10 protein-coding genes are annotated in these 18851 nt (G+C 50.8%); all 10 read right to left on the reverse strand.

Annotated features, from left to right (window positions below; all coding sequences use genetic code 11):
• Positions 1-183: 183 nt before the first annotated feature.
• Entirely contained in the window at positions 184-2478 is a 2295-nt protein-coding gene (locus tag V8I28_RS10920) for a hypothetical protein (protein ID WP_341780132.1), read from the reverse strand.
• A 332-nt stretch (positions 2479-2810) separates the two neighbouring features.
• Positions 2811-5273 (reverse strand): hypothetical protein, encoded by a 2463-nt coding sequence (locus tag V8I28_RS10925; RefSeq protein WP_341780133.1) that lies wholly within the window; start codon positions 5271-5273, stop codon positions 2811-2813.
• A gap of 608 nt (positions 5274-5881) precedes the next feature.
• Complete coding sequence (locus tag V8I28_RS10930) at positions 5882-8353, reverse strand: hypothetical protein (RefSeq protein ID WP_341780134.1); 2472 nt, start codon at positions 8351-8353, stop codon at positions 5882-5884.
• Between the two features lie 496 nt (positions 8354-8849).
• Complete coding sequence (locus V8I28_RS10935) at positions 8850-11237, reverse strand: hypothetical protein (RefSeq protein ID WP_341780135.1); 2388 nt, start codon at positions 11235-11237, stop codon at positions 8850-8852.
• A gap of 465 nt (positions 11238-11702) precedes the next feature.
• Entirely contained in the window at positions 11703-12752 is a 1050-nt protein-coding gene (locus V8I28_RS10940) for a DUF916 and DUF3324 domain-containing protein (protein ID WP_341780136.1), read from the reverse strand.
• Between the two features lie 136 nt (positions 12753-12888).
• Positions 12889-13581: a WxL domain-containing protein gene (locus tag V8I28_RS10945; protein ID WP_341780137.1), complete on the reverse strand. Its 693-nt coding sequence runs from the start codon at positions 13579-13581 to the stop codon at positions 12889-12891.
• 533 nt (positions 13582-14114) lie between these two features.
• Complete coding sequence (locus V8I28_RS10950) at positions 14115-14828, reverse strand: class A sortase (RefSeq protein ID WP_341780138.1); 714 nt, start codon at positions 14826-14828, stop codon at positions 14115-14117.
• Between the two features lie 340 nt (positions 14829-15168).
• Positions 15169-16557 carry an FAD-dependent oxidoreductase gene (locus V8I28_RS10955; protein ID WP_341780139.1) on the reverse strand — a complete coding sequence of 463 codons (1389 nt, stop codon included), beginning with the start codon at positions 16555-16557 and terminating at the stop codon, positions 15169-15171.
• Between the two features lie 466 nt (positions 16558-17023).
• Entirely contained in the window at positions 17024-18403 is a 1380-nt protein-coding gene (locus V8I28_RS10960; protein WP_341780140.1) for an FAD-dependent oxidoreductase, read from the reverse strand.
• 135 nt (positions 18404-18538) lie between these two features.
• Positions 18539-18790 carry a type B 50S ribosomal protein L31 gene (locus V8I28_RS10965; protein ID WP_341780141.1) on the reverse strand — a complete coding sequence of 84 codons (252 nt, stop codon included), beginning with the start codon at positions 18788-18790 and terminating at the stop codon, positions 18539-18541.
• Positions 18791-18851 lie beyond the last annotated feature (61 nt).

Below are 18851 nucleotides of genomic sequence, written 5' to 3' on the forward strand. Positions count from 1 at the left end.
TCAGCCAAAGACATTCATGTCTAATTATTCCACACCACATTATAACATTAATGTAACAATTTTATATGTAATTAGCGTACTTAATTAACTTATTCGCTATCAAATTAATCTGCCGTCTAAGCACCAAAATAAAAAAGCCCACCTCGTTGCGGTGAACTTCCTCAATTTCAGGCTCATTAAGCGTCAGGGGGCGGCCGTCAGCGTCCACTGAATTTCTCCCGAATAGTCGCCCTGAACCGCGCTACCATCGATACGCAACAGGATTCCCGTGCTATCGTCCCAGCCATCGGCAATGTTCGTGGTCTGGGTGGTACCATCCGACTTTCCACTATAGATTGGCACGGCCGCCGCTCCCAACGGTTGGGGATCGGCCGTTGGGGTCGCCTGATAGACCAGGTGACCATTCAGCTCGTTGCCCGGGGCGTTCACGCCGTCCTTAAACATCCCCGCGGTCTGCGCCGTCAGTTGCCACGTACTGTCGCTCTTCAGGCTGTCCTTCACATTCAAGCTCCAATCACCATCCCGTTTAATCGTCTGAGTCTTCCCGCTCAGAAAGGTTGGCGTAAAGGTCAGCGGCGTCGTGGTATCCCCCAAGACGACCTGCCCCATGCGAATGGTGGCGGTGGTTGGCGCCGACATCGCGCCATTCCCATCACTGACGAAGAGGGCTAGTGTATGCGGATTAGGCGTGGCCGTCAGCTGGTCCTGGGGTACCTTCAGGCTAAAGGCCCGTGTGTCCCCCGTCCCGGTGATGGTCGCCGCCTCCTTAACCGAATTACCGCTACCGTCAAATGCGCCATAGATGGTCAACGCACTGTTGGCTAGTGCCGAATTACTCAGCTTCAGATTCCCCGAAATGGTGGCGCCGGTGGCCGCTCCCAGGTTAACGGTCTGGTCCTTGCTGGCCTCGTCCAATTTCAAAGCCAGGTCGGTCGGTTCGATGTTAAACGCTGGCAGCGTCGCACTTGCTAACCCGTTATCACCGACGAATTGGCTGGCATTCGTGGTATCTTTCGTTTTGCTTGAGACGTTGTTGACCGTCCCCGTCAGCGTAACGGTGGCCTGTCGCGCCGTCGCGTTTAAGTCACCGATTGATTCTGACAATGTGTTGTTGGACATATTTGCCAGACTGATTGTCCGCTCTTCTTCGCCATCAATCTGAGCCGTCGCCTTAGAGAAACTCACATCTTTAGGGAGCTGGAGCTTGGCCAGAATATTTCGCCAGTTAACGTTCCCATCCTGGTAGCTGGCCCGATACGTCAGCTGAACGTCATCGTTGGCGTTGACCGATTCATTATCATTAATCTGCTTATTCTGCGTGGTATCCATCATCTCGGCACTGGCGCTCGCCTCGATCTGATCAGGAACCTGCTCAAAGACCACGAGGGCGGTTTCGGTGCCGGCGCCGGTCGAACCAGTGAAGCCCCAGTAGACGTGACCATCACTTCTCGTGACGCCCAGCTTACTCGTATCTATGGACACCTTAGCCTCATATGGCGTTGCCTGTACGCTACCCGTCTGCGGGTTCTTATCATCAAACTTATAGTACATCGTGCCGTCCGTGCCACTCCCGGTTGGGGCCGTATAGTCAACCGTGATGTGATGCCACTGCCCATTTCCGATAAAGGGAATACTAGCGCTATCCCGTAAGAGTCCATAATGATTTTGCGAATAGTAATAATACTGGCCCATAATGGGTAGACTATTATATCCGGACTCGGGCCCTTGCGCAACATAGGTTTCATCAGCAGCGGGATAGCCGGAGGCAATGTGTTGGCCCTTTATGCCTTCCAGTGATTGGTTCCCGGTAACGGGATTATAGCCATAACCATTACCAGTGCCGTCACCCTTATCAAAGTAGTTAGGCACATCCTTGGAAACGTCCCAGCCAAATAGGCCATTTTTAAGTGAAATCGTATCATTCATGTGGGTATCAAACTCCATCGCCCAGCTCTTCTGAATAGCGGTGCTCGCAATGGCATTTTGCTTGGTCGAATGCGGATCGACTCCCCACACACCTAAGGATTCACCCGTTCCTGAAAAGGCATAGGATTTACCGTCCTGGGCCTGCGCGTCATCGTTTTGTAGGACAAAGGCCATTCCATCACCAATCTCCGTCATAGACGTGGGATCGGTAGCGCTGATATAGACCCACATTGAAGCCCGCTGATTACGGTTTAGGTCAAAGGTTTTGCCGGATGACCACACCGCACCACCGGTATCTTTGTCCCCATTAGTGGAGATTTGCACGCCATCCATGGGGAGGTTTGAGGAGCTCCCCGAATTGGCTAACACGGTCGCCGAGTTTTTGAGGCTCTTCGCCCCCAGCGTCGCCGGTACCGTGAAATATTGGCTGATCTGGAGTCCTTGAGGGGCCGACTTCATTGCCGCCAGGCCTTCGCCGTCCGCTTGAGCAGATTGTCCACCCCAACCGCACGCCGCCGAGAGTAACGCCGCCATCCCCAATATGATTTTCATCCTCAACTTCATAATTACTCTTCCTTTTTGTATTTCGCCAGCTGATCCCCCAAGCCCTAGTCAGGAGACATTCCACAGCTCATCTGGATAATTGTAAGTGGTTTAATTTAATGTCAAGTATTCACAGTTCTCACTTATCATCATTAACTCCAGTTTATCAGGCCGGACTGTTTATTAATCGGAAGAACATTTTGAACGTTAATATAATTTTCAAACGCAAAAAGCCCTCTACCCGGGAATCTCCCGAGCAGAGGGCCTCCGCTACTCTATTTAAAATGTCGAATCGTTTCTGCTCCTGAACGCACTGCTCACTTTATCCAATCAACCAAGAATCAACTAGCCGAATTGACAAATGTCCACGTAATCTCGCCAGAATAAGTCCCTTCGGTTGCGCCAGCGTTAATCTTCAGTCGAATACCGTTTCCATCCGTCCAATCAGCCGCAATATTCGTTGACTGACTGGTGCCATCCTCTGTCCCCCCACTGGCAATCTTGAGTGGCACTGTACTCAATTCAACTCCCGGATTTGACGAGTTATCCTGACTATCCTTAAAAATCAGCGCACCGTCAAGTTTGGGGTTCGTTGGGGTTCCGTCTCGATACATTCCGGTTGTTGCGGCATCGAGCTCCCACGTGTTCTTCGTGACTAATGAATCATCGACGTAGAGACTCCAGGCATTATCCCGCTCCAAAATAGTGCCGGCACCATTCAACATCGAAGAACCATAGGACAGATCGCCTGTAGACCGCAGCTCAAGTGCCCCAGCCGTGATTTCGCGTGAAATAGGGACTGACTTATCTCCACTGGCGGTTTCCGCACGAAAACTAATCGTGTTAGCGCCCTTCTTCAACTTGTCATTGGGAATCGTATAGTTAAAACCATCCGTTCCGTAACCCGGTTGAATGTGCGCTTCATCATCGGCTTTAAAGGAGGCCAGTTCCTTCCCATTTAAGGTAGGATAAACGGTAATATCCGAACGCGGAAGGGTCTTATCCGTAGCTACGACGACACCAATGACCTTGGCATCGCTACCTCCGCTGCCGAGATTAACCTTGAGGGTACTAGCCGTATCATCAATATCCATACTTAATGTCGCTTGCTTAACGGAAAAGCCGGTCAATTTGGCAGCCGAGGTGGCGTTACTTCCCTGGAAGTAGCTGGTCGTACTATCTTCGGTAGCCGTCGTATCGCCAACCGTCCCGTACAGGGTTACCTTCCCACCCCGACTCCCACTCAGGGTTAGGCCGTTACCATCACGTCCTAAGGTGATGGGTAAGTTCGTCCCACTTTGCCTAGATAAATCAACCGCATCGTTACTCCCATCGGGCCTTGAAATCGTTCCCGAGGTCAGCGAGATACTCTTCGGAATGGTTAGCTCCGCATTAATATCGTTCCAGTCCTCGAGCCCACCGGTCCGCTTGAAATCGTATTCCAGCTTAACCGTCGTTCCCCCCGTTAAAGCAGCGGTATTACTGTCCACGGTAGAAAAAGTGCCATCGTCGTTCTTTTGGCTTAGCGTTGCGGTGGCCGCGGTTTCGGCTTCACCAGGAAGCTGATCGAAGACGACTAAGTTATTGGCGGTAGCCTCCCCGGTTGAGCCGGTAAATCCCCAGCGTACACTCGTATCATCCCCCGTTAGTTTAAACGCACTAAGATCAATCGGTACCGTTTGAGAATCCGATGAGGCTTGAGGGGCCCCAGTGACTGGATCTTTGTCATTAAACGTATAGGTCATTTGGCCATTCGTATCACTGCCAGTAGGGGGCGTGTAATCCAATGTAATGTGATGCCACCGGTAATCGGTCATACTCCCATCTTGACCAGTCGCTCCCTCATCAAGATATCCCAGATGCGTCATTTTGTAGTAGTAATAACTATATGAATATTTCCGGTAGACATTAAAGGGATCCCACGTCGTTTTCATCCCTTTTTCCGCCACGGGAGTATAGGTGTCCGGACTCCCTGGATAGTTTGAAGCAATATGATTGTCAGTACTTATTGTCCCCCCACTTCCCGTAGGCTTACCATCTTTGAATGTGTTGTAATACTTTCCCGCATCAAAAGAGGAAGGATTGTATTTGTCATCCAAATCCCAGTTATAGATTAATCCGGCTGGAAGAGGTGGTATATACGAGTTTTCATGGGTATCGAATTCCAACGCCCAACTATTTTGGATCGCTGATCCCGCCAAATCATGACTCGTGTATTCCTGAGGGTCCGCTCCCCAGACCCCCATGCTTTCACCAACACCAGGAACATCTACAGTCGTCTTCTTTGGAATTAAATCGCTCGTTGCGCCTAGAGTCGTTGTCCCAGAAAAAGCATCCGTCTTACCATTCTGCAAAACAAAAGCCATCCCATCACCAACAGACCCCTTCGTTGGCCCACTTAAGAACACCCACATTGAGGCCGTCTCTGGCTGGCTCAAATTGAATTTATCATCGGTCGACCAAATTGATCCCCATTTATTCTGCTGACTGGATGAAGTAATCTGAATCACTGAGTTTCCCTTGCCTGACGGGGATCCAACACCATCGTCGGTCCCCTTTAACACGGCAGAGTTCGTCGAATCCGTCCCTTTAATGCTCTTATTAATCGTAAAGTAGGTTGAATACTCGTCTGAGGTTAAATCAACCCCTTGCGGCGCGGCCTTTAACGCAGCAGCGTTCGTTTGATACTTTGGTAGCTCCGTCGCATCAGCCGCCTGAGCGGTCACCGCCCCCAAAGACCACAGCCCTAGTCCGGCCATAGCCAACATTGCGGCTACTTTTTCGATTTTCTTCCTGATTCTCACCTCAATAACCCCCTCATCCGGAATTTCCGGACTAATCTAACGACCTCAACTTTGGGATGACCTATCGCTCGGACCGCAGTCGTCATTCACCCTATATCTGTTTTAATTCGCACCGCATAATTGACACCACGCTTGGGTCATTTCTACCCTTACCCGAGCACTCACGATTTTCTGCCCTATAGCCATCGCAACGGCCTCAATCCAATGTATAACCCGTCTTGATAACGCCTCAACTTTTTTGGGGGTACCGTCCCAACACCGGGATTGACCCCTTATGTAACTTCATTAAACTTACTTAGTCTTTAATCGTAAATATTTAATAAGGTTTATAAATACAGTATACCATCTATCACTTAAAATAACACTGTAAATATTAACGATTTTATGAAAAAGCTTAACCGTCACCATTATTGCTATATCAGGCAGCTTATCGTCCATTAAGTTTTAGGTATCGCCCGCTAATTTTCCACTTGCACAATTTAATTGGGGACTGAACCAGATTTATGTAACACTTGAAATTTAGAGCTATTCACCAATAAACAGCCGGTTTCCCCCAAAAAGAAAAAGCCACCCAAGTTAATGGCTGACTCTTCATCAAATTTATCAAATTAGTAACTGATACCGTCATTAACGAACGACCACGTAATGGTTCCTTCATAGGTCCCCTGGACGGCGTTACTATCGACCTTCAACAGGACACCACTGTCATCGCCCCAATTCTCCGCGATATTTGTGGTCGAACCGTCCGCACTTGTAGACGTTCCTGTCTTTACTACGGTTGCGGCATTACCCAAAGTGGTTTCATTACCCGTATCCTTATCCTTATAGATAAGTGAGCCATTTAACGGGGTAGGCACCGCGGTCTGCTCTGTTTTAGAGAGGTACATCCCCGTCGTCTGTGCGGCCACCTTCCAGGGCGTCCCCTTGGTCTGGGTATCATCGACATTCAAGGACCACTTGGAATCTCGGCCAATGGTTACATTGCCTTTCCCCGTCAAATCGGTTGGCGTGAACACTAGGCCACCACTGGTATGACCAAAGCTGACCGTCCCCGCCACGACCGTGGTATTCACAGTGGTTGAGGTGACTTCATCATCGCCCGAACCATACGAGGCATAAAAACTAACTGTATTGTTACCGGCGTGTAATTTGCTGTTGGCAATTTCATAATCGAAATAAAATGTCGCCCCATTAATTGGTGAATCCAGGATTGGAATTTTACTCTGCAACACCGGCGTTTGCGCAACACCATTAATCGAAGGATGCAGCATGATGCTTGAAGCTTTGTTCATATCAAAGGTCCCGTCATCCTTATATGCAACTGCGGTTCCCCACACATGGGCATTTTCTGCACCACCAAAATTAACCTTGGTGGTTCCTGCAGTCGGATCAATTGCCATTGACAGTTTTGAATTAACCTTGGGCGTAATCGTGAATGCCGGAGTTTTAGCAGAGGATGTCGCGTTGGAGCCGGTAAAGTAACTCGTCTCAACTGATTGTGCCGAATTACTCGTATCCGTCGCAATATCCTTGGCCGTTCCTTCCAACGTGATTGTCGCGTGCTGTGTGCCGCTTAAATCCAGGCCGCTATTGGCCAAAGGCACGTCAAGGGTTTGCGTCGAATCCGAGGAGGTCTTAAGCTTAGAAATATCGACTTTATTGTCGTTACTGTCTTTATAACTGGCATCCGGATAACTGATAGTTCCTGAGGTAATATCTAAACCACTAGGAATATTCAGTTTCGCATTAACCGCCTTCCAGTCCTCATCACCATCGGTCCGCCCAAAGGTGTAGGTTAACTTAATCGGTGAATTACCCGGAACACTGCCGCCAGACTTCACTTCCTGGTAAGGACTACTTTGATTCGATGCATCCTTACTACTCAACGTCGCCGTGGCTTCGGTCTGGGCTTGACCAGGAATTTGGTCAAAAATCACCAAGTTATTCTCGGTCGCGTCCCCAGTAGACCCCGTGAACCCCCAGCGAACCTTGGATTGACCACTGGATAGATTGAACTTACTCAGGTCAATTGGAACCGTCGCGTAATCGGTAGATTCCTGCGGTAACCCGGTATCGGGGTTCTTATCGTTATACCTATACGTCATAGAACCCTTGCCACCAGCAGTGGTTGGTGGCGTGTAGGTCACCGTAATATGGTGCCAACGGTGGTCAGACAGGTTGCCGCCGCCACCGGCTGCCCCTTCGTCCAGAAGGCCCTCGTGATTCAGACCGTAATAGTAGAAGTCACCCTGCCAATCATCGGCAATCCCGTTAGTAAGCGCATGCGGGCCCTTAGCAAAGACCTTGGTGCCGAAGTAAGAACTGCTGTCCCCGGGATAATTCGACGCGATATGGGTATCCGCGATTGGCGTTTGGCTTGTTGGCTTATCACCACTACCGGCGATGTCAAAAGAACCCGGCTTGTCGGTCGATTTAAACGTCCACGTGGTTATAGGCCCCCAATGCAACAGATCTAGCCAACCATATGTCGCCTGAGTGGGAATCGTATTATTCGGATAAGTATCAAATTCAAGCGCCCAGCTATTCTTAATGGCCGAATCGGCGGGATCTTTTTGCGTATACATGGAATCTGGCACGCCCCAAACCCCCATCGACTGGCCAGGTCCGGAGTACACGTCCGTCCCACCGTTTTGCAGGACAAAGGCCATCCCGTCACCGACATCGCCGGTCTTTTGTCCACTGGCGTAAATCCACATCGAAGCGGTTTCACTTTTACTTAAATCAAACGACTGATTCTTTGACCAGATTGACCCCCAGGTTTGCTTATCACCGGCCTTAGAAAGCTGAATGGCACTGTTCCCCGTTCCGGCTGGGCTCCCGGCCTTCACCAGACTGGCCGAATTGGTCCCGCTGGCGGTCGCAACCGTGTTATCAATCGTAAAGTAATTAGAAGCCGTGCCACTCCCCAAGTCAACCCCTTGGGGAGCACCATCTAACGCATCCTGTCCCGTCCAAAACACGGCTGAATTGGCACTGGCATTAGTGGAACTGCCCCACAGTCCTAGTCCGACCATGGCACTCACCACCGCCAGCTTTAATAAAGCTTTCTGTATCCACATCTTAATTGCCCCCTCGTTCGGGATTCCCCCGAACCTGTGTAGATCCTCAACTTTAGTAAAATGAAATCATTTGACCTTTTTTAATTCATTGTCTTTTCAAACCCCGCCGTCGATTTAACCGTCACTAAAATCACAACGGGGGACAACGAATGTTTATAGAAATATTTAACCGTCCTAATAAATACAGTATACCATCAACGGCTTCGGATGGTAAGCCAAATTACCCCTAACTATACCGTTAAGGAACGGTCGTACAATCCTCTTTTAGGCTGGACACGAAGCTCTTTCACAAGCCGCATTCATCCTTTACTAGTCTATAAGGCTTCTCCTCGTCAAGAATTACATAAATTCACAAAATATAAGATGTGTAACACCCGAAATTATCTGGAATTTCAGGGCAATGGCTTCAACCGCTCTTCGTTAACGCTAATAGGATGACCCCCGGTAAATCACGAATAAAAGCGCTAACCCTCAACGGTTAGCGCTTTTATTAGCTTTATTTAACTGAATTAACAAACGACCAGTCGATGGTTCCCGAATAAGCGCCTGCCGTGGCGCCACTATTAATCTTGAGGCGAATCCCCGTGGTGGTGGTCCAGTCGGCCGCAATATTGGTCGACGTGTCCGTGCCATCCGAGGTGCCACTGGCAATCACCGGTGAATCACGGTTATTCAGTGTGGTGGTCGTCCCCGCCGCATCCGTATAGATCAGGGAACCATCCAGAGCGGTGCCAGTGGCCGTGCTCATCCCCGTTGTCTTCGCCGTGACGGCCCAAGTGCTATCCTTAACCTGGCTATCATCCACGTCCAAACTCCACGTCTCTTCCCGATCGACAATCTGGCTACTACTGCCCGTCAACGTGGTCGGTTCAAACACCAGGTTCCCACTGGTATGGCCGAAGCCAACCGTGCCGGCGGTAACCATGGTCGAAACCGTCGCGGATTTATCGCCCGCCGTATCGGTGGCGTAGAAGCTAACTGTATTGTCGCCAGCCTTTAACAAGTCATTACTGATGGGATAATTAAAGTTATATTTAACCCCCGTCGTGATGTCATCCAGGCTCTTGGCGTCTTGTTCCACTCCATTAATCGTGGGGTGAATCGTGATGTCCTTGTTGGCAATCGTACTGTCCGAGGCCACCGCCGCGCCGATAATCGCCGCGTCTTGGGTACTCCCGGCATTGACCTTCAACGTGCTATCGTCTTCGTCCAGCGCCATCGACAAGGCCGGATTAACCTTCTTGGTAATCGTAAAACTTGGCGTCTTGGCCGTCGAGGTGGCATTGCTTCCGACAAAGTAACTGGTTTGGGCCGCCTCGCTAACGTCACTTGAGCTGGCCACATCCTTGACCTTACCGTACAAGGTGATGGTGGCCTTCTGCGTCCCGCTCAGGGTCAGTCCGCTATCGGCCAGGGGCACGGACAGGGTCTGCCCGGCGCCCGAGGTCGTCGGTGCGACAATCTTGGAGACATCAACCTTATTGTCATTGCTGTCGGTGTAGTCGGCATCCGGATAACTAATCGCCCCCGAAGTCACCTCGACATCGTCCGGAATGGTCAGGTCACCATTGACGGCCTTCCAGTCTTCATCGCCGCCGGTCCGTTCCAACGTATAGGTCAATTTCACATCGCTATCACCGGAGACCGAATCGCCATCGCTGACCGTATTGGTGTAATCCCCAGCGTTGTCCTTGGTCTGCATGGTGGCGGACGCCGCGGTCTGGGCCTCGCCCGGAATCTGGTCAAAGATGACCAGATTGTTCTCGGAATAGGTCCCCGTGGAACCCGTGAAGCCCCAGCGAACCTTGGTCTGATCCGCGGACAGATTGAATTTACTCAAGTCGATGGGGACGGTCGCATAGTCCGTGGACTTCTGTGGTAACCCGGTATCGGGATTCTTATCATTATAGGTATAGGTCATCGATCCCTTGCCCCCGGAAGTAGTTGGCGGCGTATAGGACACCGTGATGTGGTGCCAGCGGTGATCGGAAATATTCCCGTTACCCCCAGTGGCTCCCTCGTCCAGGAGACCTTCGTGTTGGAGATTGTAGTAGTAGAAATAGTCTTTGTGCGCGATTTTATTCCCGGTAAGCGGGCTAAGTTCCGCGCCGTTTCCATAAACCGAGGTGCCCGTATAGGTGTCGGTGGCGCCCGGATAGTTCGAGGCAATGTGTGTATCCGTAATCTGGCTCTGGTCACTGGGCGAATCCCCGGGGCCGCTGACATCGTAGGACGATGGCGAACTATTGAAAAAGTCATAGGAACTGCTGGTCCAACCAATGAGACTACCCAGATAAGTCCCCCGCTTTGGGATATCATCGTTGGGATAGGTATCGAACTCTAGCGCCCAACTATTCTGGATCGCCGAACTCGCTGGATTAACGTTGGCAAACAGGCTATCGGCCACGCCCCAGACCCCCATGGATTGACCGGACCCGGAGTAAGCGTCCGTGGTTCCATTCTGGAGGACAAAGGCCATGCCATCACCCACGTTGCTGGTGCCCTCACCGCTGGCGTAAATCCACATGGAGGCCGTCTCCGGCTTGCTGAGGTCAAACGTCTGATCGGTGGACCAGATGGCGCCCCAACTATTCTGTACCCCCGCCTTGGAAATCTGAATGGCGGAGTTCCCGGTTCCCGCCGGACTGTGGGCCGAGACCAAGGCGGCCGAATTGTCCCCGGTCGCCGTATCAACCGTCTTATCAATCGTAAAATAATTGGCATCTAGCCCATTCTGTAAATCTACACCCTGGGGCGCACCGGCTAAGGCCGCCGTTCCGGTGCTAAATACCGTTGAATTCGCGCTGGCCGGACGGACGGACCAGAGACCCAGTCCCGCCACGGTCAACGCCACCGCACCCAATACACCTTGCTTGATTTTCATCAAAATAGCCCCCTCGTTCGGTGGTCGGCCGAACCCGTCATGTCCTCAACTTTAGGCTGATTCCTTACCCATTCGTTTAGTCGTGAATGACTCATGTCTCCCGACAACCATTAAGTCTGCCATCGGTTAAGCCGTCATCCTAGTAAACATAGTATACCATCATTTGGGTGTATTGGACGATCAAATCGGTGGCAAAGGCGGCGGTTTTAAGATTGCTTTAAGATTGCGTAGTGAAGCCATTTATCGGCTGGCTTATACTTAATCAAGTCGTTTGCCGAGTTATAATCATTTAGAATTTATACCAGGGATTGGTTACATAAAGCTACACATGTAACATCAAATGTTTTCCATTTTAAACCAGTTCGTATCCAATCTAGCCGTCAACGTCATCCCCCCATGTAACCAAAAAACGCCTCGCCAGACCAGCCCTAACGGCTCATCCAACGAAGCGTCTCATTTTTTAATTTATTCGGTCGTCTCGGTGTCGTCATCGTCTTTCTTTCTGTTCTTCATTAACAGATAGATAATGATGGCCAATAACAGCACGATGATAATCCCACCGGCCACGAACCACCAGAAGTAATTCTTCTGCGGCGTGTTGATCCGGTTCTTCAGGGAATTGATATCCTTTTGGGTAATCGTAAAGTTCTTGACGAAGTGCCAGTGGTAACCACCCTTAGCATAGGCATCCAGCGTTAACGTGTAATCGCCGGCCTTCAATTGGGTATCCCCCCACGGAATGGAATAATTAAAGTTGGTGTTTGGCGCCATCGCCATGTTTTCCTTAGTCTGGGTCAGAACGGACTTGGAACTGCCCTGCTTCGTGACCTTCGACTCAATCTTTAAGGCCTTCATCAGACCCGGACGTGGGTTTTGGAGGTTGGCTTGGATCTGGTTCAAACCGTTAATTTGCCCGGCTTTAACCGTGTGGAGCCGCATGTCGGGGGCAACGTCAATGCCGCTCTCCCGCAGACGAACTCCCACAACGTAGGCAAAGGCGTTACTGATGGTCACACCGTTCTTCTTGCTGCTAGCCTTGTTCGTCTTTAATTCCTTAACGTAAATCCCACCTAAGATCATCCCATCGATTTTCTTAGCCGGCATCTTATAGCTCAGGGAAACCTTCTTGGCACTCTTCGCCTTAACCGTTACTTTTTGCGTATTGTTCTTGCCAAAGACGTCCTTGATCCCCACCTTCAGCGAACTATCCAGCTTGGGATTAGCCTGGCTGTAGTCGATGACCCCATTCGTATTGGTCATCGCTTGATTAACGCCCACTTGGAATTTTTTCGCCGACTTACTCGAGTTATGAATCACAATCGTTAACTTTTGTTGTTGATTTGGCTTTACGCGCAAAGCGAAATACGTCACTTGCTTATCGTCCTGATTCTTCGGCGTAATCGTGCTAACCGAATAACCAACGCTTTCCGCGTGCGCCGTCTTGGTCGCTTGTAGCCAACCAAATGTCACCAGCAACGTCCCTAACGTTACTAAAATCCTCAACCAACGTTTCATGATTTACCCAGCCTCCATCATGTTTTGTGAACCGTTTTCTTCATTGTAACAAAGAATGCGGTAGCTGTCGCTACCGCATTCTGAATTTAATATTTAAGGTAATGTCGCTACTTGTTAAAGTTCCTATTCGGTTGAATTAAGCCGTCGTCTCAGGCGTGTTGCTAATCGTCCAAGTCAAGTTAGAGGTGTAGGATCCAGCCACGTTACCACCCGCAATAGTCAAATTAGTATCTTTAGTCAACCGGTTCATCCAAGTCCCAGCACCATTCCCATTAGTGGCTGAGAGAATCGTGACTGCTTCGCCACCGGCAATGGCTGTAGGTGAAGCAGCAACCGCTGGTTTAACATTAACATCATCATTGTTAGTCGCAACGTCACCGTTGAAGTGAATTTGAGCACCTAACAGCGTCGTTGAAGTATCGCCGGTCTTAACAAAATTGTCAGCCTTAACGTCCACCTTCCAAGCATCGGTAGTCCCAGGGTTAACAACGGCCACATCACCATCTTCAATGACAACTTTGTCATTACCAGTTGCAGTGTTATTAGAAGAACTGGCATTCGTCGTAATTGAAGTGGCGTTGATCGTCTGAGAAGCACCCGTAATTGTCGTGCCATCCGTTTTATCACCGAAGACCAGGTCAGGAGCGGCAACTAACCGAACAGCACCTGAGTGAGGGCCAGTAGGGTCGGTGGTCCCGGCAGTCAAACCAACCGTAGCAGTTGTCGTTTGATTGTCAGTCGAATCAGCCGCATTGGCCGTAACCGTTGTGAAACCAAATCCAGCAGCAAGTGCAAGCGTTGCAATTAATTGTAAAGTTTTTTTAGTCATGATATTTATCTCCCTCAACTTTTATTTAGTCATTTACTCTTCTAAAATCTTTATCCAAATCCACGTCTCTATTTCAACTTTGCCCCAAGTAGAGGCGCTTCGTTGAATCATCTGATGAACTCATCTGATTACATAAGTTATAATAGCACGCTTTTTCGGCTTTGTCCACAATTAATTATCTGTGGGGAGAACGGTTTTTGTGAAAACCAATTAATAGCCTATTGTTAGGTTTATAGGGTGTTTGATAGCGAGTGAGAAATGCCTATATATCAGCATTTTCGCCCCCGAAATGGTTCATGAACACCTTTTGATTTTAGTTTACGTCCACCATTTTCGGCAATTTTAGCCATCTTGTTTATAGGGTGTTTGCTCACCCCCGTTTTGGTTGATTTGCTAAACCAACTTTGAAAGCGCTTTATTTCTCAACGCTTTTAATAGTCACCCCCATAAAATAACTTTTAAAATTTCACAAGCAAAAAAATTTTAAAAAAAATAACATTTTTTGTTTTTACGCAAAAAATGTCGTTTTTTCTTTATTTTTTGTTGTTAAACCCGCTGTGGAAGCCCTTCTGGACCGCGAGCGGCGCATCCTTGTAAGCCATTTGCTTATCGAATTTACCACGAATCATCAACCGATTGGCCCCGGTAGCGTCACAGGTAATCAACGTCACCAGCTTGCGCTTGGTCTGATCGACCACCTGAACGTCCGTCGCCGGAATGAATTTCCGGACGCTGACCGTATAGACGAAGACCTGCTTGGCATTGGTCAGATAGATCTTCTGGCCCACCCGCGTCTTCCAGTACAACGGGCTGAAGAGAATCGTCTGCGAGGTCATGTGATGCCCCGCCAGCGGATAATTTCCCTGGCCCATCTTCTGGTCCGGCCGCATGGTTCCCGCCGTCAGCGCCAGTACGTCATTGCTGACGCCCTTGGCGATGGGCAGGTGAATCTTCGACTGCGGCATATAAATCTCACCGACCACGTGGATGTTGGCCGTGTTCCAACGGGCATTGGCCACCGTCGAGAAGTCCAGCGACTTCACCTTACTGAAGTCGTAGGACGCCTTTTTCTTCTCGTTTTTCTGCACGGACTTCTTGGAGATCTGCGGTTGATAAGAAGCAATCAACCAGTTCTTGATCTGCTCATTAAAGATTAAGCCCAACGAGATAATGATTAAGATGACAAAAATCGTGGTCCCGAACCACCGCCACCGGTGTTTGGGCTGCTTAGGTTTCCGTTCTGCCATAATCTACGTTCACTCCCCCCCACACTTGTCTCTGACTGAAATTCTACCCCACTTTAGCATAAAAACAAAGTTAAACCGCTCCGCCCCGTCAGTTTCCAGCGTCATTTCAACCGAACCTGCAGTTCCCGAAAAAGAGAGTGGGACAAAAGGCGATTAGCCGGCGAGCATTAAGGCTGCTAACCGAATAACCCCGGGCTTGGATTGTCTGGTTAGCAATTTTAAGCGGAACCGGCTGTCTTTTGGCGCACGTTTCAGCTATGTAAAGGTGACGCAAATAAGCCTGGGAGGTTTTGTCCCAGGCTCTGATGCTTCGTCTCTATAAGAATGACGCGTAATCACCCTAATCGTCCGGGTCGATCCCCGCCGTGACTCGTGGCTGATTATGGCCACGTTTAGCCTCCTGGGCCACGGCCAGTTGCGCCGCCAGATTCAAGAAATTAAAGGTATCATCGAAATTCGGGTTAAACAGCATGTCGACGAAGGCCAAGTCATCGATCGTGTTGCGGTTCTGAATGGCAATCGACACGGCGTTAGCCGATTGGGCCACCTCGTGTTTACTAAAGAGCTGAGCGCCCAGCACCCGCCGGTCATCGCGGTCATAGACCAGATTAATCAGCAGGCGGTCCGTGGTCGGCATGTACGTCGGCCGCCAAGTACCCTCAAAGGTCACGCTGTCGGCGTTCAAGCCAGCAGACGCGGCGTGCCGAAGCGTCAGTCCCGACGAGGCCAGCGTCCGGCCGAAGATGTTAATGGCCGAGGTCGCCTGGGTCCCCAGATAGCGTTGAATGTGACCGAAGACGTTGATGCCGGCCAGCATCCCCTGCCGCACCGCGTTGGTCGCCAGTGGCGTGTAGGCCGGTTGACCGGTCGGATTGAAGTTCACCACGCTGGCATCCCCGCAGGCAAAGATGTCGGGATTCGAGGATTCGATGTAGTCGTTGATAATGATGGCGCCGTGCCGGTCCATTTTAACCTGACCGCGCAGTAACGCCGTGTTCGGCACGAAGCCGGTGCTGACGATGGCCACGTCCGCGCGATAGTCGCCGTTAAGCGTTTCAATCACGAGACCCTTCTCGTCCTGGGCAAAGGCGGTCACCCGGTTGTTGAGGACGACTTCCACGCCCTGTTGCCGGAGAATATCGACGACCTTGTCCGAGAGATTCTGGTCAACGTAGTGATCCAACAGAATGTCTTGCGACTGAATCAACAGGACGTCGTGGCCGGTCCGGGCATAGCTTTCGGCCAGTTCCGTCCCGATATAGCCACCCCCAATGATGGCAATGCGGTTGTGATCCTTGGCTGCCTGGTAAACCGCCTTGGCCTGCTCGTAATTCTTGCACAGGAGCACCATGTCCTCGTCAATCCCGAAGATCGGGGGAACGTTGACCGTGGACCCCGTGGCCATGATCAGCTTGTCATAGTGGTCCGTGGTCAGGTCGCCGGAGTCCATGTCGACCACATCGACCGTCTTCTGAGCGGAATCGATCTTAATTACGTTGTGCCGCGTCAGGACGTTGGCCCCTAGCCGCGTGAGTTCTTCCGGCGATGAATAGAACATGTCCTCGAGATGTTTGACCTGTCCATCTAGAAATAACGAAATCCCGGTCGACAGAAACGAAACGTTCGTGTGCCGTTCATAGATGGTCACGTCCGTTTCGGGATGGTCCTTTAAGATTTGAATAGCGGCGTTGGTTCCCGCATGCGTACTGCCGACGATGATGACCTTCATTTAATAGTTCCCCCTTGTAGTCTAAAATAATCTGATGCCACACAAATGGTCAGGGCGCGGCCCGCTAGCCGACCACCCCATTGCCACGACCCAATGATAGTGTCACGTTATCACCGGGACATTCATCCAATGATTGGATTATTTGGGTAAGAAAGGGATGTGCCCTTCAGCTATCCCACCCCACGACAATTTAGTCGTTATTAAGGCGTAACTTTTAGTTCTGACAATGTATTGTCCACCAATTAACCGAAATTGTCAAAGCAAAAGACAACGAATCGTCCATATTTCTAGAATCTGGTGAAACCTGGCCCATTTCTGTACGAAAAAAGCGTCAGGCGCATCGCCTCACGCTTCACGCCATCGTTGCTTTTAGGCGATGACTGATCATTCAGTTAGTCGCCATTCCGTTATTTTTCTCACCCGGACAACTGCCGCCCATGCACCTAACTTCGACGACCCCAGCCCGCTATTCCGCAGGTGTCGTGAGCCGGGGATGATCGTTTCCCCGGCGGGCCTCCTGGGCGACCGCCAGCTGCGCGACCAGATTCAGATAGTTAAAGGGCGCATCAAAGTTGGGGTTGAAGAGCAGGTCCACGAAGGCCAAGTCATCGATGGTATTACGATTCTGAATGGCCAACGACACGGCATTGGCCGACTGGGCCACCTCGTGCTTGCTGAAGAGCTGAGCGCCCAAGATCCGCCGGTCAATCTGACTGTAGACCAGATTAATCGTCAGGACATCCGTCCGTGGCATGTACGTTGGTCGCCAATTGCCGCGATAGGTGACACTGGCGGCCGGTTTCTGAATCGTTTGTGCTTGGCGCAGGGTCAATCCCGTCGAGGCCAGCGTGTGCCCGAATAACGCGATGGCCGAGGTCGCCTGGGTCCCCAGGTAACGTTGCATCCGCCCGAAGACGTTGGTGCCGGCCAGAATTCCCTGACGCACCGCACTGCTGGCCAGCGGCGCATAAGCCGTCCGCCCAATGGGATTAAAGTAAACCACACTGGCATCCCCGCAGGCCAAGATGTTAGGGTCCGAGGTTTGGAGATAGTCGTCAATCAGAATCGCCCCGTGCCGGTCCATCTCGACCTGCCCGCGCAGCAGTCGCGTGTTGGGCACGAATCCGGTGCAGACAATGGCAAAGTCCGCGTGGTAGGTGGTCGTAGCCGTCTTAATCGCCAAGGTCGCGGCCTGCTCCTCAAATTCGACGACTCGCCTGTTCAGGACCACCTCAACGCCGTGTTGGGTCAAAAGGTCCACCACAGCGGCCGACAGATTCGCATCGACATAGTTATCCAGCAACTGATCCTGCGACTGAATCAGACGAACGGCGTGGCCGGTCCGAGCATAGCTTTCGGCCAGCTCGGTCCCGATGTAGCCCCCACCCACAATCGTGATGCGGTGATGGTCCTTGGCGACCTGATAAATCCGCTTAGCCTGCTCGTAGTCCTTGCACAGGAGGACTCGGTCGCCCTCGATGCCCCGAATCGGCGGCACGTTAACGGTCGATCCGGTCGCCATGATGAGCTTATCGTAGGTTTCCGTAGTGACGCGCCCCGTGGTCATGTCCACGGCCGCCACCCGCCGCTTGTCCGCGTCAATGCGGAGCACGTTATGCTGGGTCTTAACCGTGGCCCCGAGCCGCGTCAGCTCGTCCGGTGAGGTGTAAAACATCTCCTCAAGCCGCTTAACCTGTCCGTCTAGAAAGAGGGAAATGCCCGACGACAAGAAGGACACCGTGCGCTGGCGTTCGTAAATCGTCACGGCCGTCTCCGGATGATCCCGTAAAATTTTCAACGCGGCTTGGGTTCCCGCGTGCGTGCTCCCCACGATGACCACTTTCATCTTAAGTTCCTTTCTTTTCTCAAAACCACACGCTGTGGGCTTTCGCTATTTGCCCCTCATTTCGCCGTGATTCCTCTACAAAAAAACCGGTAACAGTCAAAAACTGCCACCGGCGACAAATCATATTTATTATAATTAGTCGTTTGCCAAACCGTATTTCTTGTTGAACTTGTCCACAGCACCATCGGCTTGAGTAAACTTTTGCTTACCCGTGTAGAATGGGTGTGAGTCCGAAGAAATTTCGACACGGATTAATGGGTAAGTGTTGCCATCTTCCCATTCAACCGTTTCGTCAGAAGTTGCCGTTGAACCAGACAAGAACTGGAAGCCAGTACTTGAGTCTTGGAACACAACTTCGCGGTAATCTGGATGAATTCCTTGCTTCATAATGTATTACGCTCCTTTGCCCTGGTCCATTTACTGGGCCAGAGATTGATTTTATCGTCAA

The organism is Levilactobacillus sp. HBUAS70063, assembly GCF_038374745.1.
In the GTDB taxonomy this organism is placed as follows: Bacteria; Bacillota; Bacilli; order Lactobacillales; family Lactobacillaceae; genus Levilactobacillus.